The organism is Corynebacterium pseudotuberculosis, from assembly GCF_002155265.1.
GTDB lineage: Bacteria > Actinomycetota > Actinomycetes > Mycobacteriales > Mycobacteriaceae > Corynebacterium > Corynebacterium pseudotuberculosis.
This window is the reverse complement of the sequence record NZ_CP021251.1, coordinates 1822770-1848936: the sequence shown is the minus strand read 5'-3', so window position 1 is coordinate 1848936 and position 26167 is coordinate 1822770. Positions and strand designations below refer to the sequence as shown.

Annotated in this window: 21 protein-coding genes and 1 pseudogene; 18 read left to right on the top strand and 4 right to left on the bottom strand. The window is 49.7% G+C overall.

What is annotated here, in order from left to right; translation table 11 throughout:
* Positions 1-195 precede the first annotated feature (195 nt).
* Positions 196-636 (top strand): universal stress protein, encoded by a 441-nt coding sequence (locus CpATCC19410_RS08510; protein ID WP_013241794.1) that lies wholly within the window; start codon positions 196-198, stop codon positions 634-636.
* Between the two features lie 61 nt (positions 637-697).
* Here the strand turns inward: CpATCC19410_RS08510 and CpATCC19410_RS08505 are convergent.
* From CpATCC19410_RS08505 to CpATCC19410_RS08495, 3 genes and pseudogenes are all read right to left on the bottom strand, one after another.
* Positions 698-3023: pseudogene (locus CpATCC19410_RS08505) on the bottom strand (HelD family protein).
* Positions 3024-3215: 192 nt separating this feature from the next.
* Entirely contained in the window at positions 3216-4025 is an 810-nt protein-coding gene (locus CpATCC19410_RS08500; RefSeq protein ID WP_013241796.1) for a DoxX family protein, read from the bottom strand.
* 247 nt (positions 4026-4272) lie between these two features.
* Positions 4273-5001, bottom strand: coding sequence for an MBL fold metallo-hydrolase (locus CpATCC19410_RS08495; protein WP_013241798.1), 729 nt, complete (start codon positions 4999-5001; stop codon positions 4273-4275).
* 154 nt (positions 5002-5155) lie between these two features.
* On the opposite strand from CpATCC19410_RS08495, the gene uvrA reads away from it, so the two are divergent.
* The 4 genes from uvrA to rplT all read left to right on the top strand — a co-directional run bounded on the left by uvrA (position 5156) and on the right by rplT (position 9539).
* A complete protein-coding gene (uvrA, locus tag CpATCC19410_RS08490) occupies positions 5156-8020 on the top strand; it encodes an excinuclease ABC subunit UvrA (RefSeq protein WP_014300653.1) in 2865 nt (954 codons plus the stop codon).
* A 324-nt stretch (positions 8021-8344) separates the two neighbouring features.
* Positions 8345-8866: a translation initiation factor IF-3 gene (gene infC, locus CpATCC19410_RS08485; protein WP_071575965.1), complete on the top strand. Its 522-nt coding sequence runs from the start codon at positions 8345-8347 to the stop codon at positions 8864-8866.
* A 32-nt stretch (positions 8867-8898) separates the two neighbouring features.
* Positions 8899-9093, top strand: a complete 195-nt coding sequence (rpmI, locus tag CpATCC19410_RS08480; protein WP_013241801.1) for a 50S ribosomal protein L35 — start codon at positions 8899-8901, stop codon at positions 9091-9093.
* A gap of 62 nt (positions 9094-9155) precedes the next feature.
* Positions 9156-9539, top strand: a complete 384-nt coding sequence (gene rplT, locus CpATCC19410_RS08475) for a 50S ribosomal protein L20 (RefSeq protein ID WP_013241802.1) — start codon at positions 9156-9158, stop codon at positions 9537-9539.
* A gap of 166 nt (positions 9540-9705) precedes the next feature.
* Here the strand turns inward: rplT and CpATCC19410_RS08470 are convergent, their stop codons facing one another.
* Positions 9706-10248: a hypothetical protein gene (locus tag CpATCC19410_RS08470; protein WP_013241803.1), complete on the bottom strand. Its 543-nt coding sequence runs from the start codon at positions 10246-10248 to the stop codon at positions 9706-9708.
* A 206-nt stretch (positions 10249-10454) separates the two neighbouring features.
* On the opposite strand from CpATCC19410_RS08470, the gene CpATCC19410_RS08465 reads away from it, so the two are divergent.
* The 13 genes from CpATCC19410_RS08465 (at position 10455) to tyrS (ending at position 25826) form a co-directional block, all read left to right on the top strand.
* Positions 10455-11279 (top strand): TrmH family RNA methyltransferase, encoded by an 825-nt coding sequence (locus tag CpATCC19410_RS08465; RefSeq protein WP_014522818.1) that lies wholly within the window; start codon positions 10455-10457, stop codon positions 11277-11279.
* Between the two features lie 153 nt (positions 11280-11432).
* Positions 11433-12488 carry a phenylalanine--tRNA ligase subunit alpha gene (gene pheS / locus CpATCC19410_RS08460; RefSeq protein ID WP_013241805.1) on the top strand — a complete coding sequence of 352 codons (1056 nt, stop codon included), beginning with the start codon at positions 11433-11435 and terminating at the stop codon, positions 12486-12488.
* Between the two features lie 48 nt (positions 12489-12536).
* On the top strand, positions 12537-15047 hold the full coding sequence (pheT, locus tag CpATCC19410_RS08455; RefSeq protein WP_014401151.1) for a phenylalanine--tRNA ligase subunit beta: 2511 nt from the start codon (positions 12537-12539) through the stop codon (positions 15045-15047).
* A gap of 137 nt (positions 15048-15184) precedes the next feature.
* Complete coding sequence (gene argC / locus CpATCC19410_RS08450; protein ID WP_013241807.1) at positions 15185-16228, top strand: N-acetyl-gamma-glutamyl-phosphate reductase; 1044 nt, start codon at positions 15185-15187, stop codon at positions 16226-16228.
* Positions 16229-16277: 49 nt separating this feature from the next.
* Entirely contained in the window at positions 16278-17438 is a 1161-nt protein-coding gene (gene argJ / locus CpATCC19410_RS08445) for a bifunctional glutamate N-acetyltransferase/amino-acid acetyltransferase ArgJ (RefSeq protein WP_014401152.1), read from the top strand.
* Positions 17439-17503: 65 nt separating this feature from the next.
* Positions 17504-18439 (top strand): acetylglutamate kinase, encoded by a 936-nt coding sequence (gene argB / locus CpATCC19410_RS08440; protein ID WP_013241810.1) that lies wholly within the window; start codon positions 17504-17506, stop codon positions 18437-18439.
* Entirely contained in the window at positions 18439-19689 is a 1251-nt protein-coding gene (locus CpATCC19410_RS08435) for an acetylornithine transaminase (protein WP_014401153.1), read from the top strand. Before argB ends, CpATCC19410_RS08435 begins: the two co-directional genes overlap by 1 nt.
* Before the next feature lie 17 nt (positions 19690-19706).
* On the top strand, positions 19707-20708 hold the full coding sequence (gene argF / locus CpATCC19410_RS08430; protein WP_014401154.1) for an ornithine carbamoyltransferase: 1002 nt from the start codon (positions 19707-19709) through the stop codon (positions 20706-20708).
* 84 nt (positions 20709-20792) lie between these two features.
* Complete coding sequence (locus tag CpATCC19410_RS08425; protein ID WP_013241814.1) at positions 20793-21284, top strand: arginine repressor; 492 nt, start codon at positions 20793-20795, stop codon at positions 21282-21284.
* Positions 21285-21559: 275 nt separating this feature from the next.
* Complete coding sequence (locus tag CpATCC19410_RS08420) at positions 21560-22759, top strand: argininosuccinate synthase (protein WP_013241815.1); 1200 nt, start codon at positions 21560-21562, stop codon at positions 22757-22759.
* 1 nt (position 22760) lies between these two features.
* Positions 22761-24194: an argininosuccinate lyase gene (gene argH, locus CpATCC19410_RS08415; protein WP_014300660.1), complete on the top strand. Its 1434-nt coding sequence runs from the start codon at positions 22761-22763 to the stop codon at positions 24192-24194.
* 118 nt (positions 24195-24312) lie between these two features.
* Positions 24313-24498 carry a Trm112 family protein gene (locus CpATCC19410_RS08410; protein ID WP_013241817.1) on the top strand — a complete coding sequence of 62 codons (186 nt, stop codon included), beginning with the start codon at positions 24313-24315 and terminating at the stop codon, positions 24496-24498.
* A 47-nt stretch (positions 24499-24545) separates the two neighbouring features.
* The gene (gene tyrS, locus CpATCC19410_RS08405) at positions 24546-25826 is read left to right on the top strand and encodes a tyrosine--tRNA ligase (protein ID WP_013241818.1); all 1281 of its coding nucleotides are present in this window, start codon (positions 24546-24548) and stop codon (positions 25824-25826) included.
* Positions 25827-26167 lie beyond the last annotated feature (341 nt).

Genomic DNA, 26167 nt, shown 5'->3' with positions numbered 1-26167 from the left:
TATATTTCTATTGTTCGTGATCCTGATCATTGTTTTTGACTTCTGATTGCAAAAGCACAGCACGCCTCCGCTTAGCTGAGCAACGCCGGTTGTTAAACTCTGTTCTCGTTGGCCCACTTGGCAGCCTCCCCAATAACTAGGTTTGCTGGTTGCGCCTTGCGCCGTATTTTCGAGATGAACTATCGAAAGGTTCTCATGAGTGATTACTCAACTATCGTCGTTGGTACTGATGGATCCAAGTCTTCGATGCTTGCTGTCGAGCGAGCCGCTAAGATTGCTGCGGCATTAGATAGCACCCTTGTTATTGGGGGCGCTTACTACCAGAGTAAGGAAGAAGCATCTAAGACGCTCCGCCAAGACTCTGTTGCCGTCCTTGGCACCGATCCTGCTCAGAAGAATCTGGAGGTTGCGGCGGAGCACGCGAAAAGCTTTGGCGTTACTAAAGTTGAGACAAAAGTTCACCCAGGAACTCCGGTGGAAGCTCTCATGGAAATTGTTCGGGAAACTCATGCCGAACTATTGGTTGTGGGCAACCGCGGTATCAACTCACTAACAGGTCGCCTTTTGGGTTCGGTGCCTGCCGACGTAGCACGGCAATCAGATTGCGATGTGATGATCGTTCACACAGTGAACTAAACTTTCGCACAAGAATAAAACCCAATGCCTTTTGCAATAAGGTACTGGGTTTTATTTCTTCCTAAATAGGCAATTCTCCAATAACGGTCAAGGACTGTGTCGCACGAGTAAGAGCAACAAACAAGTCTTGCCACCCTTGAGGGGAGGAACCAACGATGCGTTGTGGGTCCTCGACGATGACGTGGTCGAATTCAAGTCCTTTAATATTGCTTACTCCCAAAATCCCTTCGCGGACGGCGTTATCTGCAGCAATAATTGCCGTGAGCCGGTCTGGATCGGACTTTCGCAAGGCACGGGCAATAGCAATCGAGTCAGTTTCTAAGGGTAGAAACTGAACCGGGTTGCCGGATTCTCTAATCGCAGTACTGGGCTCAGACTCGGGAGAATAACATGCGAGAATTCGATTAGCTACGTCCATGATTTCTCGGGGAGTGCGGTAGTTAACCGTTAGGTGGTGGGTGCGAAAACGATGTTTTACAAAAGGACTGAGAGTCTCTGCCCAAGAATCAACGCCAGCAGGAGAACCTGTTTGTGAGGTGTCTCCTACGAGTGTCATCCATCTCGATGGACTTCGTCTCATAACCATGCGCCATTCCATGGGGGTGAGCTCTTGGGCTTCATCTATAATCACGTGACCATAAGCCCACAAGTGGTCTTCTTGAGCTCGTTGTGCCGTGGTGCGTACATCGCGGACTTCCTGTCTCTTTTGCAAGTGTTTCTGCGTCGATAACGTCGTGCGCAGAGAGGATTTCGGCATCGGATTCGTCGTCCAAGTCCGTGTTTGATGAGCCCATTAAAATTTCCAAGGCGTCCTGGGCCTCTTCAATTTGCGCTCGCCATTGTGCTTCCTCTTCGGCGCGCTGAGTTTCAGGATCTGGTATTCCAAGAAGAATGGCGAGTTCGTCGAGAAGCGCTGCGTCGGAAGGTGCCCAGGGGCTATGTGGTGGACGTAAGAGCGCGGCTTGTGTTTCCTCATCGTAGTCAAAAGCCGCCTGTGCAATAGCTAGCGGATCTTCGAGTAGATCAGCGAGTACCTGCTCCGGTTCAAGCACCGGCCAATAGTCATGCACGAGCTTCTCGACGTTTGGATCCTCGAGGAGATCGTCGTGAAGCTGTGCTCGATCTGCAGCAGAGAGAAGATTCGCGCCTCCGAGAGGATCCGAACCTATTTTCTGAGCAAGGATCGAGGTGAGCTGCTCAACTAGGGCTTCTTTGAAAAGCGGTTGTGCTTCATCGTGAGGTCTACGTGTTCTCCTAGCACGAGTACGCGCTGTCTTGATAATGCGGGATGGGATTGTGAGTTCGATGTTGCCATCTATGATGATTTCCTGCGCATCAGGAGGAACCATTTGATAACTTTTCACGGTCCTGCTCAAGATGGTGACCATTTCTTCACTACCTTTGACCTCCCGTGTCAGGATTGATTCAAAGGCATTACCTGAAATTGTTGGGTAGAGATCTCCGACAGTGGAAAGAACAACTCCAGTTTCTCCTAATTCAGGGAGCACACGAGAGATGTAATCCAAAAAAGTACGATTGGGGCCGATGATAAGTACACCAGATTTAGCTAGATGATCCCGCCATGTGTACAAGAGGTAAGCAATCCGGTGGAGCGCAACGGCAGTTTTTCCGGTACCTGGACCGCCTTCAACAACCATCACTCCGCGTGTCTCGTCGCGGATGATCTGATCTTGTTCGCGCTGAATCGTCTCCACGATGGAAGTCATGTGTCCAGTCCGGGCTTCTTGCATCGCTCGGTAGAGCGCAGACTCACTGACAACGCTGCTCGCGGAGGTTATTGAGGTTATTTCTGTAGCCTGATCTCCAGAGAGAAACTCATCATCGATTCCTATAACTGTGCGCCCACGTGTGCGGATGTGCCTTCGTGCATAGACATTCTCTGGGTTGGCGGTTGTAGCTAAATAAAAAGGCCTAGCTAAGGGCGCGCGCCAATCAAGTAATAGTGTTCGATAATCGTCATCTTTATCATCTAGGCCCATCCTGCCGATATAACGACGATCGACGTGGGGCTGTCCTGGCAACGGATTATCGATTAAGTCAGTTGACTCTGTGTAAACATCGATGCGGCCAAAGACCAGACCTAGTTGGGCAATGTTAAGACGATCAATCTTTTGATTGAGGGAGTGGTATTCTGTCTCTCGGCGTACTAAGGCTTCTGCATCGGGGTTCGAAGGATCTACATGGAGCATGACCTGACGTAGTCGTTCATTTGCGCGCAAGACCTCAGCATCAAGTTTGCCAAAAAGCTTGTCCACATATCCCTGTTCGGCGACGATTGCATCAGATTGACTATTTTCTGACCCCTGCTGAGACTTCAATACACAGCCTTTCCCAATTACGTGTATAAAACTCGACGATAAGTTCATCTGATGCCCTGTCTACAAGACAGAGCTTTCTTTGTTAAAAGTATGAAGAGCTATCTAGCATAGCGTTAAAACAAACAAGGACGCGCGAGGAGCCCAGGAAAACTAAAACGCCGAATCGTGTATCTCGATTCGGCGTAGTCTACGTACTTGGCAGGAACTAGAAAGCTCCGTCGAAACGCTTCTTTGCTTTGCTCAAGGCTTTTCTGCCTGGTCTTGTAAACGAGACGCTTTCTTGTTGGCTTTTTTAGCGGAACGGCCAGTGGACTTTTCAGCTTGGGCATAAGCCTCTGCAGCTCGTTCTTGAGCTTTAGCTGCAACTTTTACAGCTTTTTTCTTAGCAAGCTTTGCGTTGCTTTGAGCCGTTGTGAGCCAGTCATCCTTATTATCTTCTACGTAATCCTGGGCAGATTGGGCATATTCGGCTACCTTATCGGTGGCGTCTCCAATCCAATCTTTAGCTGTGGATGCAAAAGCTGATGCAGTTTCTTGTGCCTGCTCAGCCAGCTTATCTGTTTCGGATTTTGTTGGAAGTGCCTGTTGGATTTGAGCACTGGCTTTTTGCGCTGCTTTATCGGCACGCCACTTTAGGCTTGGTTTTCCTGCTGTATCCACGCTGGTGATAGCCAGCCCACCGAGCAAAGCGACGCTGGTAAGGAAACCTTGTTTGCGAGCCGTCTTTTCTTCACGGTCTTGAGTTTCCCAGAAAGCGTGGCGAGCAAGAATCGTGGGAACACTTAGGGTTGCAAGCGTTGCTGCGGCGAGGCGTGGAGATTTGCCCAAAGCAAGTAACGTTCCTGCGCCAATCTTTGCGCCACCTACGGCCTGCGTGATCAGCTTAGGGTCATCTGGTATCTGGCGGTAGTATTTTCGCGGAAGAACTGCACGAAGATGACCGAGAACGGTCTGAGTCCCTTCCACGTGAGCTTGACTATTAAGAACGGTGTCCGCGCCGTCGGCAATATAAACGGAAGCGAGCATCGGTCGGGCGATCTTGCGAATCATGGGCAAAGTCTCCTTCATAATTTATTCGACGCGCAGCCGTTGGGGATTTTGGTGATAACGCACTAAATAATCACCAGAAAGGTAGCGATCCGAGTTGGCGCATGCCGTAGCAACAGTGTGCGCGTTATCCAACGCCTACTTAAGCCATGGTACATATCAATACGTTGTGTTGGTGGAATTTTCCTTCCTAATTGTGAATGTAGGAAGCTTTTATGCCTATCTGCTCTATAAGCGTTTGTACCCTGACTTACCAGCCGCGAGCTCGCCATTCTTCGAGATGTGGGCGCTCTATCCCTAGCGTTGTGGACTTGCCGTGTCCGGGATGGACCACTGTATCATCGGGGTACTTTTGGAAAAGTTTGGTCGATACATCGTCTAAAAGCTGTATAAAATCCTGGTGGTTTTTTGTTTTTCCTATACCGCCGGGGAAAAGCGAGTCGCCTACAAATAAATGCATGTTTTCTCCGATGGGAACTGCAATTGCTGCTCCGCCCGTGGTATGCCCGTGCAGAATATGGACCGGAAAATGGTGGCCGGCGAATGGGAGTACATCTGAGTCCGTGAGCAAGACATCTACGGGGGCGTTAATATCTGCAGCGTCTGGCTGCGGCGCAAAGTGTTTGGCACCTGTCTGCTCAAGAATTTGAGGGAGTGCTCTTAGATGATCCCAATGACTGTGGGTGCTAAGAACTGCAGTAATGGAGACATTGTTTTCGGCGGCTAAATCTAATAGGGCTTGTGGGTTATCGGCTGCGTCGATAAGCAATGCTTCTTTGCCTATGCAAAGGAGATAGCAGTTGTTATCCATCTCTGATACTGAAACGTGTGCAAGCGTTATGTCTTGGTTATTCATAGATTCTACGATAGCGAAGAATTGAAAAAGCGTCCATATGTTCGAATGTGGTGTAGTCTGGTTTAAAACTATGGTCTGTGGATGCCTAAGGCCGCGTGCAGAGTCGGGAATACAACGTTGCATGAGTCAGTTATGTAAAAGAGGCTGGAGTCCCGAGCCTTTCTTCTGGGGAGGGGAGCGGTGATAGCTTGCGGTTAAACAGAGTATTGATGAAGAAACATGGGCTATTGGGTATAACGAGTATTAATCACTCGGCAATGATGAGGAATGGAACAGAGTGGCAGATCGTCTTGTAGTACGTGGTGCACGGGAACACAACCTAAAAGGCGTGAATATTGATATTCCGCGCGATTCTATGGTCGTGTTCACGGGGCTATCGGGATCAGGAAAATCATCCTTAGCTTTTGACACGATTTTTGCCGAGGGACAACGGCGCTATGTTGAGTCTTTGTCTTCATATGCCCGAATGTTTTTAGGGCAGATGGATAAGCCGGATGTGGATTTCATCGATGGTCTTTCTCCTGCTGTTTCTATTGATCAGAAGTCCACTAACCGTAATCCGCGCTCCACGGTGGGCACGATTACAGAGATTTATGATTATCTCCGACTCTTGTTTGCTCGAGCTGGCACTGCGCATTGTCCGGTCTGTGATGCAGTAATTGAGCGTCAGACTCCACAGCAGATCGTCGACCAGGTATTAGCAATGGAAGAGGGATTAAAGTTCCAGGTTCTGGCTCCTGTAGTACGCACTCGCAAAGGTGAATTCGTTGATCTTTTCGCGGACTTAGCTTCTCAAGGTTTCTCACGAGTGCAGGTTGATGGCGAGGTATATTCTTTAACAGAGCCTCCTAAGCTGAAGAAACAAATCAAGCATGATATTGACGTGGTTGTGGATAGACTTCAGGTGAAGCCATCGCAGCGACAGCGTTTAACAGACTCTGTAGAGACAGCATTGGGATTAGCCGATGGGGTTGTTGCTTTGGATTTTGTGTCCTTAGATTCCTCTGATCCACATCGAGTTCGTCGTTTCTCGGAGAAAATGGCGTGTCCTAATGGCCACGTATTAAGTGTGGATGAGCTTGAACCGCGTTCTTTCTCTTTTAATTCTCCTTATGGTGCGTGCCCTGATTGCGATGGTTTAGGAACCCGAACGGTAGTAGACGTCGATCTTCTGATTCCAGATAAAGACGCTCCCGTGGTGCGCTGCGTTCAGCCTTGGAACTCGAGCCCAAATCATAAATATTTTCAAAAACTTATTGAAGGACTTGCTGCGGCCCTGGGGTTTGATCCCGAAACTCCTTTCAGCAAGTTAACCAAAGCTCAACAAAATGCACTTATTAACGGTAGCTCTGATGAGGTGACTGTACGTTATAAAAACCGTTATGGCCGAGTGCGAAATTGGACAGCGCCTTTTGAAGGCGTTTTGGGGTATATCGAGAGAAAGTTAGAGCAAACCGGTTCTGAATCTCAGAAGGATCGGCTACTTCAGTACACCCGCGAAGATGCATGTAAAACATGTGGCGGCGCTCGCTTGCGTCCGGAGATCTTAGCTGTTCGTATCAGGTCTACCTCTCATGGTGAGCTTTCTATCGCAGGATTGAGTGAGCTTTCCGTTAATGATGCGGCTGAATTCTTAAAGTCCTTGGTGCTGGGTAAGCGTGAAGAGATTATTGCCGGAGCTGTACTGAAGGAAATTAATGCTAGGTTGAAATTCTTGCTAGATGTTGGGCTGAACTACCTCACTCTAAACCGGAGCGCAGGCACATTGTCTGGAGGGGAAGCCCAGCGTATTCGTTTAGCTACACAGATTGGTTCCGGGCTGGCTGGAGTTCTCTATGTTCTCGATGAACCCTCGATTGGACTGCATCAACGAGATAACCAGCGTTTGATTGCTACGCTCGAGCGGCTTCGCGATATTGGTAATACCCTCATCGTTGTAGAGCATGATGAGGACACTATCCGTGCAGCAGATTGGCTTATCGACGTAGGGCCAAAGGCCGGTGAGTACGGTGGACAAATTGTTTACCAGGGCAAGCCTCAGGGAATCATTGAGTGCGAGGAATCCATCACTGGTGCCTATCTTTCTGGTCGAAAAGTCCTCGGAGTGCCGGATGAACGCCGAAGCATTGATCCAAACCGCAAGCTCAAAGTTGTGGGGGCGCGAGAAAACAATCTGAGAGATATTGATGTTGAAATACCTTTGGGAGTACTTGCCTGTATTACGGGAGTATCGGGCTCGGGTAAATCAACGTTAATCAATCAGATTCTTGCAAAGGTCTTAGGCAATGAGCTGAATAGATCACGAAATGTCCCGGGGAGGGCAAAACGCGTTGAAGGGATGGAGAACCTAGATAAATTAGTGCAGGTTGATCAATCTCCCATCGGGCGCACGCCTCGTTCCAATCCCGCAACGTATACAGGGGTCTTTGATAAAATTAGAACCTTGTTCGCGGAGACCTCTGAAGCCAAAGTTCGAGGCTATAAAGCCGGCCGTTTCTCTTTCAACGTTAAAGGCGGGAGGTGCGAAGCGTGCCAGGGCGACGGAACTTTGAAGATTGAGATGAATTTCTTGCCTGATGTCTATGTTCCGTGTGAGGTTTGTCAGGGCGCTCGCTACAATCGTGAGACTTTGGAAGTTAAGTACAAGGGAAAAAATATCGCCGAAGTCCTTGATATGCCGATAAGTGAGGCTGCTGAATTCTTTGAGCCAATCACCTCGATTCACCGTTACCTTAAAACTTTGACAGAAGTGGGTTTGGGGTACGTCAGATTAGGGCAGTCAGCGACCACACTTTCTGGAGGTGAAGCACAACGCGTAAAACTTGCCTCAGAGTTGCAGAAACGCTCCAACGGGAGAACTATTTATATTTTGGATGAGCCGACAACAGGACTTCATTTTGAAGATATTAGAAAGCTCATGCTTGTTATCCAGGGATTAGTGGATAAAGGAAATTCGGTCATAGTAATCGAGCATAATTTGGATGTAATAAAGGCTGCTGACTGGATTATCGATATGGGCCCAGAAGGAGGGTCTGGTGGAGGTACTGTGGTTGCAGAAGGAACGCCGGAAGCCGTTGCGGCCGTTTCAGGTTCTTACACTGGAGCTTTTTTAAAGGAAGTCTTAGGTAAACAGCCGGCCTAGTAAAATCGCCGATTTGTATGTAGGTGTTAGTGTTGATATGGTTATCTCTACTACCGCCTGGATGGGTAAAGTCTTACTTGTTTTCAAGTTGAACGGCTTTATTTATTCAGGTCGCAAGTGGAGATCATCCCACCTGAAGCCGCAGACATATGTCTGCAGGACAAAGGTAAAAGGGTACATGATGTGACGTGAAAGTCGCATATGCATGGATCTCCCGTTCATTGTTTAAAGATGGACGGGTTTTTCTATGTCTTTATGTATTTAGGTGAAATCTACGGGCGATGGGCGCGGTACATCACATTAATTGCTACTTGAGGAGTCCCCATCAGCGCTGAAGCTCGCATCAATGAGCGCATCCGAGTTCCCGAGGTCCGCCTTGTCGGCCCCAACGGAGAACAGGTGGGCATCGTGCGTATCGACGACGCCCGCAAGCTCGCTTACGAAGCAGACCTTGATCTTGTCGAGGTTGCTCCTAATGCTAAACCGCCCGTTTGCAAGATTATGGACTATGGAAAGTTCAAATACGAGCAGGCACAGAAGGCGCGTGAAGCTCGGAAAAACCAGCAGCAGACCGTGGTCAAGGAGCAGAAGTTCCGTCCCAAAATCGACGATCACGATTATGAGACAAAAAAGAACAATGTGATCCGGTTCCTTGAAAAGGGTTCCAAAGTGAAGGTCACCATTATGTTCCGTGGTCGTGAGCAGTCTCGCCCGGAACTAGGGTTCCGTTTGCTGGAGCGTCTTGCGGATGATGTCGCAGATTTTGGCATTGTGGAGACAAAGCCTAAGCAAGATGGTCGTAATATGACGATGGTTTTCGGGCCGGTCCGCAAGGGCAAGAAGTAATACTTTAAAGACACTAAAAGGACGTAAATTCCATGAAGCAGAAGACCCACAAGGGCACCGCTAAGCGCGTCAAGGTCACCGGCTCCGGCAAGCTGCGTCGTGAGCGCGCCAACCGTCGCCACCTTCTCGAGGGCAAGCCCTCCACTCGCACTCGTCGCTTGAAGGGTACTGAGGACGTCTCCAAGGCTGACACCAAGCGCGTCAAGCGCCTCTTGGGTATGGCGTAATTACGCCTCCAACTATCCTCATTTCTCTTTAAGAACCTAAAAACGATAAGGAAGTTTTCACTGTGGCACGTGTTAAGCGCTCACTGAATGCTAAGAAGAAGCGTCGCGAGATTCTCAAGGCCGCCAAAGGCTACCGCGGCCAGCGTTCCCGCCTATACCGTAAGGCAAAGGAGCAGTGGCTCCACTCCATGACCTACGCTTATCGCGATCGTCGCGCGCGTAAGTCTGAGTTCCGTAAGCTGTGGATCACTCGTATCAACGCTGCAGCTCGTATGAACGACATCACCTACAACCGTCTCATTCAGGGTCTTCGTCTTGCAGAGATCGAGGTTGATCGTAAGGTTCTTGCTGACCTGGCTGTGAACGACTTCGCTGCATTCTCTGCGATTTGCGAAGCTGCTAAGGCTGCGCTTCCTGAGGACGTTAACGCTCCTAAGGCTGCTTAATTTAGCTCTAAAATTAAACAGGATATCCGCTCGTAGAAGTACTTACGAGGCGGATATTTTTATGGGGTACACGTATGCCACGCAAACCTTGACAAGCTCACTGCATGCTAAAAGCTCCTCTTCCGCCTTACAACGAGCGGATGAGGAGCTTGAGATGATGAATGAATTAAGCACGCTTGGTGCGCATAACTCCGAATCCTAGGATGGCTAGAACAACGCCAAGAATTGCCATTCCGATGCCCGCCCACATAGCGATCGATCCAACGAGCCACCATCCATAAGCGCTCAGTAGGATGCCACGTAGGGTATCTCCCTGGAAAAGGGAATCGCGTATTTTTTGCAACTTAGCTATTTCCTCTTCGGAGGCTCCCTTCTTCTTTGCCTCGTTGATCACAGTTCCCATCTCCTGGAACGTCTTCCCATCAGCAGAAGCCAACATATGTTGCCAGATGTAATTATCTGCGTAAGCCTTGGCCTGCGGTCCTGTGGTGAGGTCTTGGCCGATCCACTGGGTTAGGATTTCTCTGGACTTTTGGTCCTTGAGCTTGTCTATACCTTCTTGTGTAGGCATGGTGATTTTTTCTTGGACTAGCTGCTCGCGCACAAAACCATGTGCGTATGTGCCGCCGAAGATGGCGGCAGCTCCGACGACAATGAGAACGATAGAAAAAACTCGGCTTAGCGCTCCGTAGATGACTTTATTGCCCATGGTGTTTGAGAGAAACCTTCCTAAAAGATATGGCGGTGGGACATCAGAAATTGGTGACGTACCACATACTTTTCAACCTTAAAATTAACATTGAAATTCTTGAGTATTGAATTTTAACAGATGTGATAGACAACTCACTTGCGTAATTTTTGCAGTAAAGAGTGGGACGTCAGGTGGCAACATGCATTGCTGATATGGTTTTTCCCATGGAACTGGATTTTGATCAGCCTTTTAGCGAAAGAACCCCCCGAGTAATCAACGCCGCTAAGCTTCTACGCACCGCAGGAAGAAAAAAGGCAGATCGGTTCCTAGCAGAGGGGGAGAACAGCGTCGAAGCAGCCGTAAGCACGGGAGCAGCTACTGACGTATTTGTAACGGAAACAGCAGCGCAAAAATTTGTTGATGTGATCACTGCTGCCAAGCATATGGGAATATATGTCCATCCGATTACCGATCGCGCTGCCAAAAGTTTGTCGGATACGGTAAATACCACTGGAATTTTTGCGGTATGCCGACCTGTCCTATGGGATATTAAGTCTGCGTTGAAAGGACAGCCGCGTTTAGTGTGTGTCCCCGTAGAGACATCGGAGCCAGGTAACGCCGGAACTCTTATTCGCGTAGCAGATGCAATGGGAGCCGACTGCATCATTTTTGCTGGGAACACGGTGGATCCACAAGGGCCTAAGGCAGTGAGATCGAGTGCTGGCTCTCTTTTTCACATACCGGTAGTACGTGAACCTAATCTGCAGAGGGTTTGGGATTCCCTCAAAGCCCGGGGGCTGAAGATACTTGCTACCACTGCACAAGGGGAAATAAGCCTGGATAATGCGGGGGACGTGCTTTCCCATCCGACTGCTTGGCTTATGGGCAATGAGGCACACGGCCTAGAAGAATCTCTCATGGAGAAGGCCGACCATCGTGTGTGTATTCCTATCCGGGGCAGAGCCGAATCGCTGAATCTGGCGACTGCCGCTTCAGTGTGCCTTTATGAGTCTTCAAAGACCCTCCTTTCGGACCAAAACCACCTGTAGATAAGCTGAATGCGCTAGATGGAGGGATCAGGAAGGAACCTCATAGTAGGAGGGGCTTGCGACTCGCTTGCCCTGACTCATTTTCTCCATTCCCAGTGTGGGTATGATGTGAGGGTTACTCGAAAGACTATGGACCCAACAGAGGAGCGCTGAGTGTCTGATCAACCGGATAATTCGTCGGTGGACTTAACCGAAGAAGGCTTGAATGTCGCTGCGGAAGCGGCTATTGAGGCTTTTACCACTGCTCAGACCTTGGAGGACTTGGCTGAGGCGCGTCGAGCTCACCTTGGTGACTCTGCGCCGATTCCACAAGCACGTCGTGCTTTGGGATCGATTGCAAAAGAAAAACGAAAAGAAGCGGGCCGATTAGTTAACATGGCCCGGGGACGCGTGGAAAAGCGTTATTCCGAAGCCAAGGTTGTTCTGGAAGAAAAGCGGAATGCAGAAGTACTAAAAGCTGAACGCGTAGACGTCACAGTGCCTACTACTCGTCGACAACTCGGTGCCTTGCATCCGATCACAGAGCTCAGCGAAACTATTGCTGACATTTTTGTGGGAATGGGCTATGAAGTCGCAGAAGGGCCAGAAGTAGAGGCAGAGTATTTTAACTTTGATTCTCTTAACTTCATCCCCGACCATCCGGCTCGTACACTGCAGGATACTTTCCACGTGGGGGAACCAGGGTCCGGTCAAGTACTACGTACTCATACCTCACCGGTACAGATGCGGACGATGCTCTCTCGCGATGTTCCGGTGTATGTTGTATGCCCGGGTAGAGTGTTCCGAACTGATGAGCTTGACGCTACCCATACACCAGTGTTCCACCAGATCGAAGGCCTGGCGGTAGATAAAGGTCTAACGATGGCACATCTCAAAGGCACCCTGGATCATTTGGCTAAGACTCTCTTTGGCGCAGAAACAAAAACGCGTATGAGGACTAACTATTTCCCGTTTACTGAGCCTTCCGCAGAGGTTGATGTCTGGTTCCCCAATAAAAAAGGCGGAGCTGGGTGGATTGAATGGGGCGGCTGTGGAATGGTCAACCCCAACGTCCTTAGAGCAGCTGGAATCGACCCAGAAATTTATAACGGTTTCGCATTTGGCATGGGACTTGAAAGAACACTTCAGTTTAGAAATGGATTGAGTGATATGCGTGACATGGTGGAAGGCGATGTGCGCTTCACTCTTCCTTTTGGTGTCCAAGCGTAGAACCCGAGCACCGAGAATCTTTCAAGACAAAACAGGAGTTAGTTTTACATGCTTATCTCGCAAAACTGGGTAACTAGATTGCTGGGACATTCCAATAAGGGATGGTCCGTGACCCCGGAAGAACTAGACGCAGGCTATGTTCGCGTTGGGTTTGAGACCGAAGGCTATAAAAAGATCGCGGAGACAACCGGGCCATTGGTGCTTGGGCGGGTGGAGACGATCGAGGAGCTTACAGGCTTTAAAAAACCCATCCGTCATTGCCACGTAAATGTGGGCAATGCTAATGGGACGGGTGATCTTCAGTCCATCGTATGCGGCGCACGTAATTTCAGTGAGGGTGACCTCGTGGTGGTTTCTCTACCAGGTGCAGTTTTGCCTGGTAATTTTGCCATCTCTGCCCGAGAAACGTATGGGCGGATGTCGGCTGGAATGATTTGTTCGGCAGCTGAATTAGGTCTTGCAGACAAACAGAATTCGGGGATTATTACCTTGCCAGAAGGCACGGGAACCCCCGGCGATGACGCCCGCGGCATCCTAGGTTTAGAAGATACTATTTTTGACGTTAATGTCACGCCAGATCGCGGATATGCGCTTTCTGCAAGAGGTTTGACCCGAGAATTAGCCTCTGCTTTTAACCTTGAATACGCTGACCCTGCTGTAGACCTTAAAGTTGCCGGCATTGATGTTTCCGCAGTGCCTACAGCAACTAATCAGTCGCTTTCGGTTGATCTCAGGCCTGAAACTAAAGCAGTACGCTTTGGTCTGCGTAAAGTAACAGGAATTGATCCCACCGCAGAATCCCCATTCTGGTTGCAGCGCGAGCTCATGTTGTCTGGGCAGCGACCAGTCAATCCTGCTACTGACGTTACCAACTACGTTATGTTGCTCTTGGGGCAGCCTATGCATGCCTTTGATGCGGATGCGATTACTGGTGATCTTGTCGTACGTTGTGCTCATGCCGGCGAACAGCTGGAAACTCTCGATCATGTCAAACGGACGCTCATGGCAGAAGACGTAGTGATCGCAGACGCCGTTGGAGTCCAATCTCTTGCAGGCGTAATGGGCGGAAATATTTCAGAGATTTCCGAGACGACTACAAACGTATACTTTGAGGCAGCTAACTGGGACCCGATTACGATTGCTCGGACCTCGCGCAGGCATAAGCTAAGCACGGAAGCTTCTCGACGTTTTGAGCGCGGTGTTGACCCCACGTTAGTGGAAGTAGCGCTCGACGCCGCGTGTGCACTGTTGGTATCGATTGCAGGCGGAATGATCGAACCAGAGCGCACCCTGATCGGCGAAGTTTCTGCTATGACAAAGGTACGTATGCTTGCTCATCGCCCGGCAGCAATTGCGGGCGTGGATTATTCTCCTGAAACTGTCGTTTCTCGTTTGGAAGAGGTCGGCTGTTTTGTGGAGCGCGAAGAAGACGAGCTTATCGTGACACCGCCGATGTGGCGTCATGATATTACGATGGCTGCAGATCTGGTGGAAGAAGTCTTGCGCTTGGAAGGTCTAGAGCATATTCCTTCTATTGTTCCTCCTGCACCCGTGGGTGCCGGGTTAAGTCCTGCGCAGAAGCGTCGTCGCGCTATAGGGCACTCCCTGGCGTATAACGGATATGCGGAGATTCTTCCTACTCCTTTTATTAAGAGCGATACGTTCGATCTGTGGGGATTGCCTGTAGACGATGCGCGTAGGAATGTAGTTAAGGTGCAAAATCCGTTGGATTCTGATTATGCAATCCTTGCCACCACGTTATTGCCTTCCATGCTGGAAGCGGTTGCGCGTAACGTATCTCGGGGTCAGCATTCTGTGAGCCTTTTTGGACTGCAACAGGTTGCCTTTAACCGAGGCCAGGGGGTTTCGCCGATACTTGATGTGCGTACACGACCCCGTGCGGAAGACGTACAGGAACTTTTACAGTCTCTTCCATACCAGCCACTGCATGTAGCTACCGTTGCCACTGGCCAGATTGAGAATGAGGGTCCGTGGGGGCAGGGTCGTGACTACACATATGCTGATTCTCTGGAATCCGCACGGACAGTGGCACGGGCAGCCGGAGTGGAGCTTGAGGTCTCCAACGCAGACTATCTTCCATGGCATCCTGGTCGTTGCGCAGAGCTACGCGTTGGAGATGCAGTTGTAGGCTATGCGGGCGAGCTGCATCCGCAGATCCTAGATCGTTTGGGCTTACCACCACGTACCTGTGCGATGGAACTCGATATCACTGCAATACCGTTTGATAATGATTTCCCTGCTCCAGTATTGTCCGCTTTCCCAACCCTGCATCAAGATTTGGCTCTTGTTGTAGATGAAGACGTGCCGGCCGAGTCAGTACGGAAGGTAATTGTGGAAGCTGCGGGCGAGCTTTTGGAAAAAGTAGAGCTTTTCGACGTCTACCGCTCTGATAGCCTCGGAGAGAATAAAAAGTCCCTGGCTTTCTCCTTGGTTTTCCGAGCTCAAGACCGCACTCTTACTGACGAGGAATGCTCCGAAGGTCGCCTCGCAGCAGTTGAAGCCGCCAAACAAATATTTGGCGCGACTATGCGCGCTTAACCAAAGAGCTCGATCTAACGCGTCACACGTATCCAAGAACTGGATGTGTGGCGCGTTTGCGCTTTCTGGATAGGGGTATTGGGGAAATATTCTCGGAATACTTACGCGTTACGGAATACTATGTATATAGTAGGGGCATGACAATCACGGTAGCAGTAGCGGGGGCAAGCGGATATGCAGGCGGAGAGATTCTCCGCCTTTTGCTTAATCATCCTCGTTACGTGAGTGGGGAACTGAAAATAGGCGCACTAACTGGATCATCTACTGCTGGAGAGCGCCTGGGCGTACTCATGCCTCACCTACCGGAGCTCGCGAGTCGGATAGTGCAGCCAACTACTCCGGAGCATCTTGCTGGTCATGACGTGGTTTTTTTGGCTTTACCTCATGGGCATTCCGCGAAAATAGCTAGAGAATGTGAGGATTCCTGCATAGTTATTGATTGCGCTGCAGATTTTCGCTTGCAACATCAAGATGACTGGGACCACTATTATGGGGAAAAATACGCAGGATCTTGGCCGTATGGAATTCCTGAGATGCCGGGGCATCGTGAACAAATCCGGAGTGCGCGTAGGATAGCCGTGCCTGGGTGTTTCCCCACAGGCGCCACGTTGGCGTTATGGCCAGCTATAAAAATGGGCCTTGTCAGGCCGGATATATCTATTGTTTCTGTCACGGGGGTCTCAGGAGGCGGGAAAAAACCCGTTGTGGGGCTGCTAGGCGCGGAGACAATGGGCTCGTTGCGCGCATATAACGTTGCGGGTAGCCATAGGCATACTCCGGAAATAGTGCAAAATTTGTCAGAATATTCGCGGTCACCGGTCTCCATTAGTTTCACTCCCATCCTGGCGCCATTACCTCGGGGGATTCTCACCACTGCGGTAGCACCGATTGCGCCAGGGGTTTCTCAGACCGATGCCTATAACGCATACATCAGTTGCTATGCGGCGGAGCCCTTTGTACAGGTGCTTCCTCCTGGGATGCAACCTCAGACCCAATCGGTTGTTGGTTCTAACATGTGTCATCTCCAAGTAGCGTTGGATTCCGAAGCGGAAAAATTAATCATTACGTCGGCAATCGATAATCTGACAAAAGGAACAGGCGGTGCTGCGGTGCAATGCATGAATATTGTTTTGGGTTGGGAAGAAACTTCGGGGCTTCCGCGTACTGGGATTGCGCCATAGGACGAACAACATAGCGATTCACAGGGAGAGAAGAAAAGGAGGCACTGCCATGAGTACCAATGGCATCACCGCCGTTAAAGGTTTTTTGGCTGCCGCAACAACTGCAGGAATTAAGCCTTCAGGTAATAAGGATATGGCGTTGGTGGTCAACCAAGGACCAGAGTATGTAGCAGCTGGAGTTTTCACTAGGAATAAAATTGTGGCAGCTCCTGTGAAACTGAGCAAGAAGTCCATGAGCGATGGAACTTTGAAAGCTATCGTCTTTAACTCCGGCAACGCTAATGCCTGCAACGGTATACAAGGTGAGCAGGACGCGCAGACTATCGTGGACGCAGTAGCACGTTCGCTTTCGTTTAAAGCTAATGACGTTGCTGCTTGCTCTACAGGGTTGATCGGAGAACCTTTGCCCGTCGAAAAGCTACTGGCGGTGACTCCTGTGCTTGTCAACGGTCTAGGTGACCATGGCGAACAAGCAGCAGAAGCAATTATGACTACGGACACCGTAAGTAAACAAGCAGTGCATAAAGAATCCGGGTGGTCAGTAGGCGCAATGGGCAAAGGCGTAGGCATGATGGCGCCCTCGTTAGCCACGATGCTGGTATGCATTACTACTGATGCCTCTGTCTCCGCAGAAGCTGCACAATCTGCACTAGAAAAAGCTGCGGCGCAGACTTTTAACACACTCGATATCGATGGTTCTACTTCTACCAATGACACCGTGCTACTCATGGCAAATGGTGCTTCGGGTATAACTCCTGACGTAGAAGCTTTTGAGACTGCGGTATATGCAGTGTGTGCTGATATAGCTGATCAGCTGCAATCGGATGCGGAAGGAGTGACTAAGAGGGTCCGCATTACGGTGACTGGTGCTTCCAACGATGAACAAGCACTTCAAGCCGCGCGCACCTTGGGCCGGGACAACCTGTTTAAATGCGCGATGTTTGGATCGGATCCAAACTGGGGGAGAGTCCTTGCAGCCATCGGGATGGCAGAGGCAGATATGGATCCGGATAATATATCAGTTTATTTTAATGAACATCCTGTGTGTCTTGCATCGACAGGAACACCTTATGCTCGAGAAGTGGATTTAAGTGGGATCGATATCGATGTTCGCGTCGACTTAGGCACAGGTAAAACAGGAAAAGCCTTTATTAGAACAACGGATTTGTCCCATTCATATGTGGAAATCAACTCTGCTTACTCCTCCTAGCGTATGCGGAACAACGTGAGAATCGCGATCTGCGCTAGCCGCCAAACCCGAGAAAGCTATTTCCTATGACAGATATGCTTGACCATCTCAGCGCACAAGATAGAGCTACGGTGTTAGCTGAGGCCTTGCCATGGTTGCAACATTTCCATAACAAGATTGTGGTTGTGAAATACGGTGGCAACGCTATGGTGGATGATTCCTTAAAAGCTGCATTTGCTGCAGACATGGTCTTCCTACGTACTGTTGGGGCAAAGCCCGTTGTGGTGCATGGTGGAGGACCACAAATCTCCTTAATGCTGAATAAATTGGGGTTAGAGGGAGAGTTTAAGGGAGGATTTCGGGTTACCACTCCTGAAATTATGGAGGTGGTACGGATGGTGCTCTTTGGCCAGGTGGGACGAGACCTTGTAGGTTTGATCAATTCCCATGGTCCCTATGCGGTTGGTACATCAGGCGAGGATGCGGGCTTGTTTCAAGCAGAAAAACGGCTTGTAACAGTGGGCGGAAAAGCTACTGATATTGGCTTAGTAGGGGATATTACGGCTGTTAATCCTGCCAGTCTGATGGACATCATCGAGGCTGGAAGAATACCTGTAGTATCCACGATTGCCCCCGGTGATGACGGCGAAATATACAACGTTAATGCGGATACAGCCGCAGGGGCCCTGGCCTCAGCTATAGGGGCGGAACGACTACTTATTCTCACCAATGTAGAAGGTCTTTACACAGATTGGCCGAATCAAGAGTCTCTTGTTTCCAAAATTAGCGTAGCGGAGCTACGCACGATTATGCCTGCACTAGATTCCGGAATGATTCCGAAAATGGAAAGTTGTCTTAATGCCGTTATAAAAGGTGTACCCGCAGCGCATGTAATTGATGGACGTACTCCGCATGCAGTTCTCCTGGAACTTTTGACCTCTGGTGGTATCGGCACGATGGTAACTCAGGACGCAGCAACCCCGGAAGCAACAATTTTTAGGCACTCTCAAGGCGGGAAATAATGCAGAAAGAAAATACACGTCACGCCGAAAAGCACGCTGAGTACCACTCGGCACAAGCAAAATGGCCCGACGTTTTGATGAACACCTATGGGACTCCAACGTTGGAACTCGTCGATGGCGATGGGGCGATAGTTGTTGATTCTTTAGGCAGAGAACACATTGATCTTCTTGCTGGAATCGCTGTGAATTCCTTGGGATATGGGCATCCGGCTATCACAGAGGCTGTAACAGCACAGGTTCAGAGTTTTTCTCATGTTTCTAACCTTTTTGCCTCTGCACCTGTGGTGAATGCTGCAGAAAAAATCATTCAGCGTTTTAGCCAGTATCAGCCGCATTCGGAAGCCGTAGCTTCTGACTCACGAGTATTCTTTTGTAACTCGGGAACGGAAGCAAACGAGGCTGCGTTTAAGCTTGCCCGGCTGAGTGGTCGAAGTCGAATTCTTGCAGCACAGCATGGTTTTCATGGAAGAACGATGGGAGCACTGGCTCTAACTGGACAGCCAGAAAAACAACTTCCCTTCGAACCATTGCCTGCTGGCGTCGAGTTCTATCCTTATGGGGATGTTGATTACCTGCGCAAACTTGTTGATGTAAATCCTCAAAATGTAGCGGCAATTTTTCTAGAGCCGATCCAGGGAGAAACAGGTGTAATTCCAGCTCCTAGTGGATTTTTGCAAGAAGTTCGGTCTCTTTGTACCAACAACGGCATCTTGATGGTCGTCGATGAGGTTCAGACTGGTGTTGGCCGCACCGGGGACTTCTTTGCATTTCAGCACGAAGGGGTGCTGCCTGATGTGGTTACCATGGCAAAAGGATTGGGCGGGGGATTGCCTATTGGAGCATGCGTGGCTCATGGCAAAGCAAAGGATCTATTCGTGCCGGGGACACACGGAACTACTTTCGGCGGAAATCCTGTTGCCTGCGCGGCAGCGGGGGCAGTGCTGAGTGTGATAGAGGAGGATTTTGTTACTAACGTCCGTGTTAAAGGAAAGCTTTTAAAAGACAAGCTGTCAGACTTGAAATTTGTTGATCATGTGCGCGGCCGAGGTCTCATGCTGGGAGTGGTGCTTAAACAGCCTGTAGCAAAAGTTGCTGCACAACGGGCTGCAGAGTTTGGCCTGATTCTCAATGCTCCATCGGAATTCGTACTGAGAATCACGCCGCCGTTAGTTATTACAGATGAACAAATCGCGGATGCGGTCGATCGGATAGAACGCCTACTCGATTTCTTAACGACGCCTACTCAATGAAGGGATCTTGAATACTAATGAATACGAGTACAGCCTTTTCCTCCTTTGACGCTGCAGGATCTGGGAAGGCATTAGCCAGGCATTTCTTGGCAGATGATGATCTCACACCTTTAGAACAATGCGAAGTATTAGAACTGGCTGCGGAGTTAAAGAAGCACCCGTATTCTTTAACTCCGTTGGAAGGACCACAGTCGGTTGCGGTCTTATTTGACAAGACCTCCACGCGGACGCGATTTTCTTTTGACGCAGGAATCGCACAGCTAGGTGGCAATGCGATTGTTGTAGACACAAATGCCTCTCAGATGGGCAAAGGGGAAACGTATCAAGATACCGGAGCAGTCCTTTCCCGGTTTGTATCGGCCATTGTATGGCGCACGTTTGCTCATTCTAACCTCATGGAAATGGCTCAGACTGCTACTGTGCCCATTATTAACGCTTTGTCTGATGATCTTCACCCCTGCCAAATTTTGGCAGATCTCCAAACCTGTATCGAGCACCTTTGCGCAGAAGAAGGGCCGAAGGGATTGCGCGGGAAAAAAGCTGTCTATTTGGGGGACGGCAGCAATAATATGGCGAACTCTTATATTATCGGTTTTGCCACAGCGGGTATAAATATAAGCATCATTGCTCCAACGGATTTTCATCCTAAGGAAGAATTTGTAGCCCGAGCACAAAGACGTGCTGAGCAAACCGGAGCAATGGTCACCGTAACTGATGATCTTAATGAAGCATCAGGAGCGCATATAGTGATTACAGATACATGGGTGTCTATGGGGATGGAGAAAGACGGTATTGATCGTCGAACCCCCTTTATCCCTTATCAAGTTAATGATGCCATTATGGATCGTACTGATGAGAACGCTATATTTCTTCATTGTCTTCCTGCGTATCGGGGAAATGAAGTTACTGCTTCTGTTATCGATGGCCCGCAGTCTGTGGTCTTCGATGAGGCGGAAAATCGTCTACACGCGCAGAAAGCACTTATGTCTTGGCTGCTGGAACACCAGCCGACAGCCTAGGACAGAAGCTTAAAAGCGATATCAAAGAGTTCGGCGCCCCTCATAACTCTAGGGGAGCGAAGAGAAAGTTGTGAGGAAGAATCCATGAGCACTAGCCCGATTACGCGAACGGTTCGGCAAGCCTTGATTCTTGATTTGCTCGAACAAAACCAAGTATCGAGTCAAATGCAATTGTCCGATTTGCTTAAGGCAAAAGGCGTTGAAATCACCCAAGGGACGCTATCTCGTGACCTAGATGAGCTCGGGGCAAAAAAGGTTCGTCCTGAGGGTGGGCGTGCGTTTTATGCGGTGGGTGCTGCAGATGAGGTAGCAGTGCCGTCGACGGTAGGCACTCGGGAGAAGCTGCGCAAGATGCTTGACGACTTGCTCGTTTCTGTCGACCATTCCGGCAACATCGCCGTATTACGTACCCCACCTGGGGGTGCCCCGTTCTTGGCTTCCTTTATCGACCGTGTGGGAATGGAAGAGGTAGTTGGGACTATTGCTGGCGACGATACCGTTTTTGTGCTTGCTCGAGATCCAATGACTGGTCAGGAACTTGGAGAATTCCTTAGCCAAAGGCGCTCAGGGAACTAATCTGCATATTTTTCAATCGACTTTATAGGCGCAAAAGCATTGAAACAGTTTCTTGGAGCGCAGGTGTGCTGGCACCTTTCCTTGGGGCAGGAAACCTCGCTTCGCAATTTATGGGGATGAGTGCATAAACTATCTAGAGAAGAACTCATATATGTAGAACAATCAAACTTATGGATAAAGTTGGTGGCGTTAAGTCTGCATCTTTTTCATAAAATCTGCATATTGGTCAAAATTTAATTCATATTCAATTCAGTTGAGATTTTTAAGGGGCAAACATGACCAATCGTGTCGTTCTGGCGTACTCCGGTGGACTTGATACTTCTGTGGCTATTCCTTACCTGGCAAAAATGACAGGAGGCGAAGTCGTTGCGGTTTCCCTTGACCTAGGGCAAGGCGGAGAGGATATGGAGTCTGTACGGCAGCGCGCGCTCGACTGTGGTGCGGTTGAATCCATAGTGATCGATGCTAAAGATGAGTTTGCTAATGATTATTGTTTGCCCACGATCAAAGCAAACGGCATGTATATGAAGCAGTATCCGTTGGTTTCTGCTATCTCACGTCCGTTGATTGTAAAACACCTGGTAGAAGCTGCTAAGCAACATGGTGGTACGCACGTTTCACATGGTTGTACTGGTAAGGGAAATGACCAGGTCCGGTTCGAGGTTGGTTTCCGCAATCTGGCACCAGAGCTAGAGATTATTGCCCCTGCACGTGATTATGCGTGGACGCGCGATAAGGCCATCGCGTTTGCGGAGGAAATTAATCTTCCTATTGAACAATCAAAAAAGTCACCGTTCTCTATTGACCAGAACGTGTGGGGGCGGGCTGTGGAGACGGGCTTCCTGGAAGATCTGTGGAATCCTCCGACAAAGGATCTGTACTCCTATACAGAAGATCCTGCGTTAGGTAATGCCCCCGATGAACTGATTGTCACTTTCGAGGCCGGTGCTCCTGTAGCCATCGATGGTCGCAAGGTTACAGTTCTGCAAGCGATTGAAGAGCTTAATCGTCGTGCAGGTGCCCAGGGGATTGGACGACTGGACATGGTCGAAGATCGTCTTGTCGGTATTAAATCTCGCGAGGTCTACGAGGCTCCGGGGGCGATTGCCTTGATCACTGCTCACCAGGCCATGGAAGACGTCACCCTTGAGCGTGAAGTAGCCCGCTATAAGCGCGGTATAGACGCCCGTTGGTCCGAGGAAGTATACGACGGCCTATGGTACGCGCCACTGAAGCGTTCGCTCGATGCTTTTGTGGACTCCACCCAAGAACATGTTTCCGGAGATATCCGCATGGTGCTTCATGCTGGAAAGATTATTGTTAATGGCCGCCGCTCTGCTCACTCACTTTATGATTTTGACTTAGCAACTTATGACACCGGCGATACGTTTGATCAGACTCTGGCTAAGGGGTTTGTCGAGCTACACGGTTTGTCTTCCAAGATCTCAAATCGTCGTGACCGCGAGGCTCGCTAACGTGAACAAGCATGGAACAAATGAAGGTGCGCTGTGGGGAGGAAGGTTTTCCGGCGGCCCTAGTGAGGCGATGTTTGCCCTGAGCGTGTCCACTCATTTTGACTGGGTTCTTGCTCCCTATGATGTTCTTGCATCCAAGGCTCATGCCAAGGTCTTGTACCAAGCAGGGCTTCTTAGCAAGTCGGATTTAGAGACTATGCTCTCTGGACTCGATCAGCTAGGCAAAGATGTATCAGATGGATCCTTTGTCCCTTTGCCCAGTGATGAAGACGTACATGGCGCAATGGAACGTGGTCTCATCGATCGCGTTGGTCCCGAAATCGGCGGGCGTTTGCGTGCAGGGCGCTCGAGGAATGATCAGGTTGCGACGCTCTTCCGTATGTGGGTGAGGGACGCGGTACGCGGTATTGCTCTGGGGGTTACCGAGCTTGTCGACGCCCTCGTGCGTCAAGCGGACGCGCATCCGGAAGCGATCATGCCGGGAAAGACCCATTCCCAAGCTGCTCAGCCGGTTTTGTTAGCGCATCAGTTGCTAGCGCATGCACAGCCATTACTGCGTGATATAAGTCGAATTCAAGACTTGGATAAGCGCTTAGCGGTATCGCCATATGGTTCAGGAGCACTCGCAGGCTCCTCGTTAAAGCTTAATCCTGAGGCGATTGCAGAAGAACTGGGTTTTGATTCCGCGTCAGAGAATTCGATTGACGCTACCTCTTCTCGTGATTTTGCGTCCGAGACGGCCTTCGTCTTGGCTCAGATCGCGGTTGATATGTCGCGTCTTGCTGAGGAAATTATTTATTGGTGTACACCGGAATACGGTTATGTCACGCTGTCTGATGCATGGTCAACCGGAAGCTCGATCATGCCACAGAAGAAAAACCCTGATGTGGCGGAGCTGACTAGAGGAAAGACTGGTCGTCTAATCGGCAACCTTGCTGGACTCATGGCAACCCTTAAAGCTCAGCCTTTGGCATACAACCGTGACCTTCAAGAGGACAAAGAGCCTATTGTCGATTCGGTTTCACAGCTGAATTTATTGTTGCCGGCAATGACTGGTCTAGTCTCAACCCTTGAATTCCATGAAGAGCGTATGGCTGAGCTTGCACCCGCTGGTTATACTCTAGCTACAGACCTAGCTGAGTGGATGGTCCGTGAAGGGGTGCCGTTTAGAGAGGCCCATGAGGCTTCTGGGTCATGCGTGCGGCTCGCAGAACGCCGTGGAGTGGGACTCGATGAGCTTACAGATGAGGAGTTTGCTAGCGTCAATTCGCGTTTGACGCCTGCAGTTCGAGATGTATTAACAGTAGAAGGTGCCGTCGCTTCGCGCACAACGCGTGGAGGTACTGCAGGGGTACAGGTATTCGAACAGCGGAAGCGTGTTGAACTAGCCTCTGAAGAGTTCCGTCGTTGGGCTGAAACTCCTGTCCGTCAGTAAAAGAGCTACGCAGAAAAGTCCCGATTCCTATCCTTCTGTCTAACTAGGCGTCGGGGCTTTGGCCTTATCCATCGGTTAAGCATCGAGTTGATACATTGATGTTGTACGCTAGAAAACCATGAGTATTGATCCCCAACTGCTAGAAGTTCTCGCGTGTCCTCGAGACAAAGGGCCGTTGCGCTATCTGGAGCAGGACAATGTCTTGGTTAACGATCGCCTCGGCATTGCCTACCGAATTGAAGACAATATTCCAGTAATGCTTGAAAATGAAGCGATTACTTGGCCCCAGGGGAAAACGCACTAGTTTTCCGTTTATTTCCAAATACTCACACAACCGAGGAATCTATCTACATGTCCCAGCATGGCAATATCGTTGATGAACTCCTGTGGCGCGGTTTAATTAACGATTCCACAGACATTGATGCGCTTAGAGAAGCATGCGAACAGCCCATTACTCTTTACTGTGGCTTTGACCCCACCGGAGATTCTCTACATGCAGGTCATTTAGTTCCTATGGTTATGCTGCGTCGTTTTCAGCAGTTTGGGCATAGGCCGCTGACTCTCGCTGGCGGAGCCACAGGCATGATTGGAGACCCACGTGAAGTGGGAGAGCGCGTCATGCTTACAGAAGATAAGGTCGCGCAGAATCTTGAAGCAATCAAAGGACAGCTTCGGCGATTTGTGTCTTTTGAATCCGGCCAGAACAACGATGCAATCATGGTCAATAATGCTGACTGGACCGCGGGAATGTCAGTGATTGAATTCTTGCGTGATGTAGGAAAGAACTTTTCACTGAATACGATGCTTGATCGTGAGACAGTAAAGCGTCGTCTAGCTAGCGATGGCATCTCTTACACGGAATTTTCTTACATGCTTTTGCAGTCGAATGACTTTGTTCACCTGCGCAAAAAGTACGATTGCATTCTGCAAATTGGTGGCGGAGATCAGTGGGGCAACATTATCTCCGGGGTTGACTTAAACCGGCGCGTTGACGGCACCAAAGTCCATGCTTTGACGGTTCCATTGGTAACTGATGCGCAAGGGCAAAAATTTGGTAAATCTACTGGTGGGGGAAAGCTATGGCTCGACCCCGAGCAGACTAGCCCTTACTCTTGGTACCAGTATTTCCTCAACGCCGGAGACACTGTTGTTATTAACTACCTCAAGTGGTTTACGTTCCTAACGGAATCTGAGATTGCGGAGTTGGAAGTTCAGGTAGCCGAGGCTCCTCATAAGCGTGAGGCTCAGCGGAGACTCGCTAGAGAGATGACAACGCTTGTCCATGGAGAAGCCGCTACTAAGGCTGTGGAATTAGCTGCTCAAGCGCTCTTTGGGAAGGCTTCACTCGAAGATCTTGATGAGCAAACATTGATTGGAGCAGTTTCTGAAACTCCAGTTGCAGAGGTCGAAGAAGGTGAGCCTCGGACAATCGTTGATTTGCTCGTTGCTGCAGGCCTTGCGGATTCCAAAGGTGCTGCTCGGCGTGCAGTGAAAGAGGGCGGCGCGTACGTAAACAATGTTCGCATTAGCGACGAAACATGGCAACCATCCGAGGAAGATCTGCTTCATGGATCATGGGTTGTTTTACGTAAAGGTAAAAAGAACTTTGCAGGTGTTCGGTTTAACGCTTAGCTATTAAAAGGGCCTTAAGAAGAAATTCTTCTTAAGGCCCTTTTGCGTGTTTTATTCCCAGGGCGGGGAGGTCGAATCTCGTTATGTCTTATGAATTTTTGCGACGAAATGCCGAAAATCGGCCCTAGGAGGCAATCTGCAAAATGCTTTGCGATTGAGTCGTGTTAAAAAATGCTTTTTCACCTGGGGATTTGTGTGTTGTGTTGAGGGTGTGTAACTTTATGTGAGTCGCCGCGACCGACAGCGCCCCTCACAGAGGCAAACACCACACAGTGGTTGTTGATTAGTGAGTGTAAGGCGAGAGGAAAACGAGCAGGCGATAAACAAAAATTATTCTTACA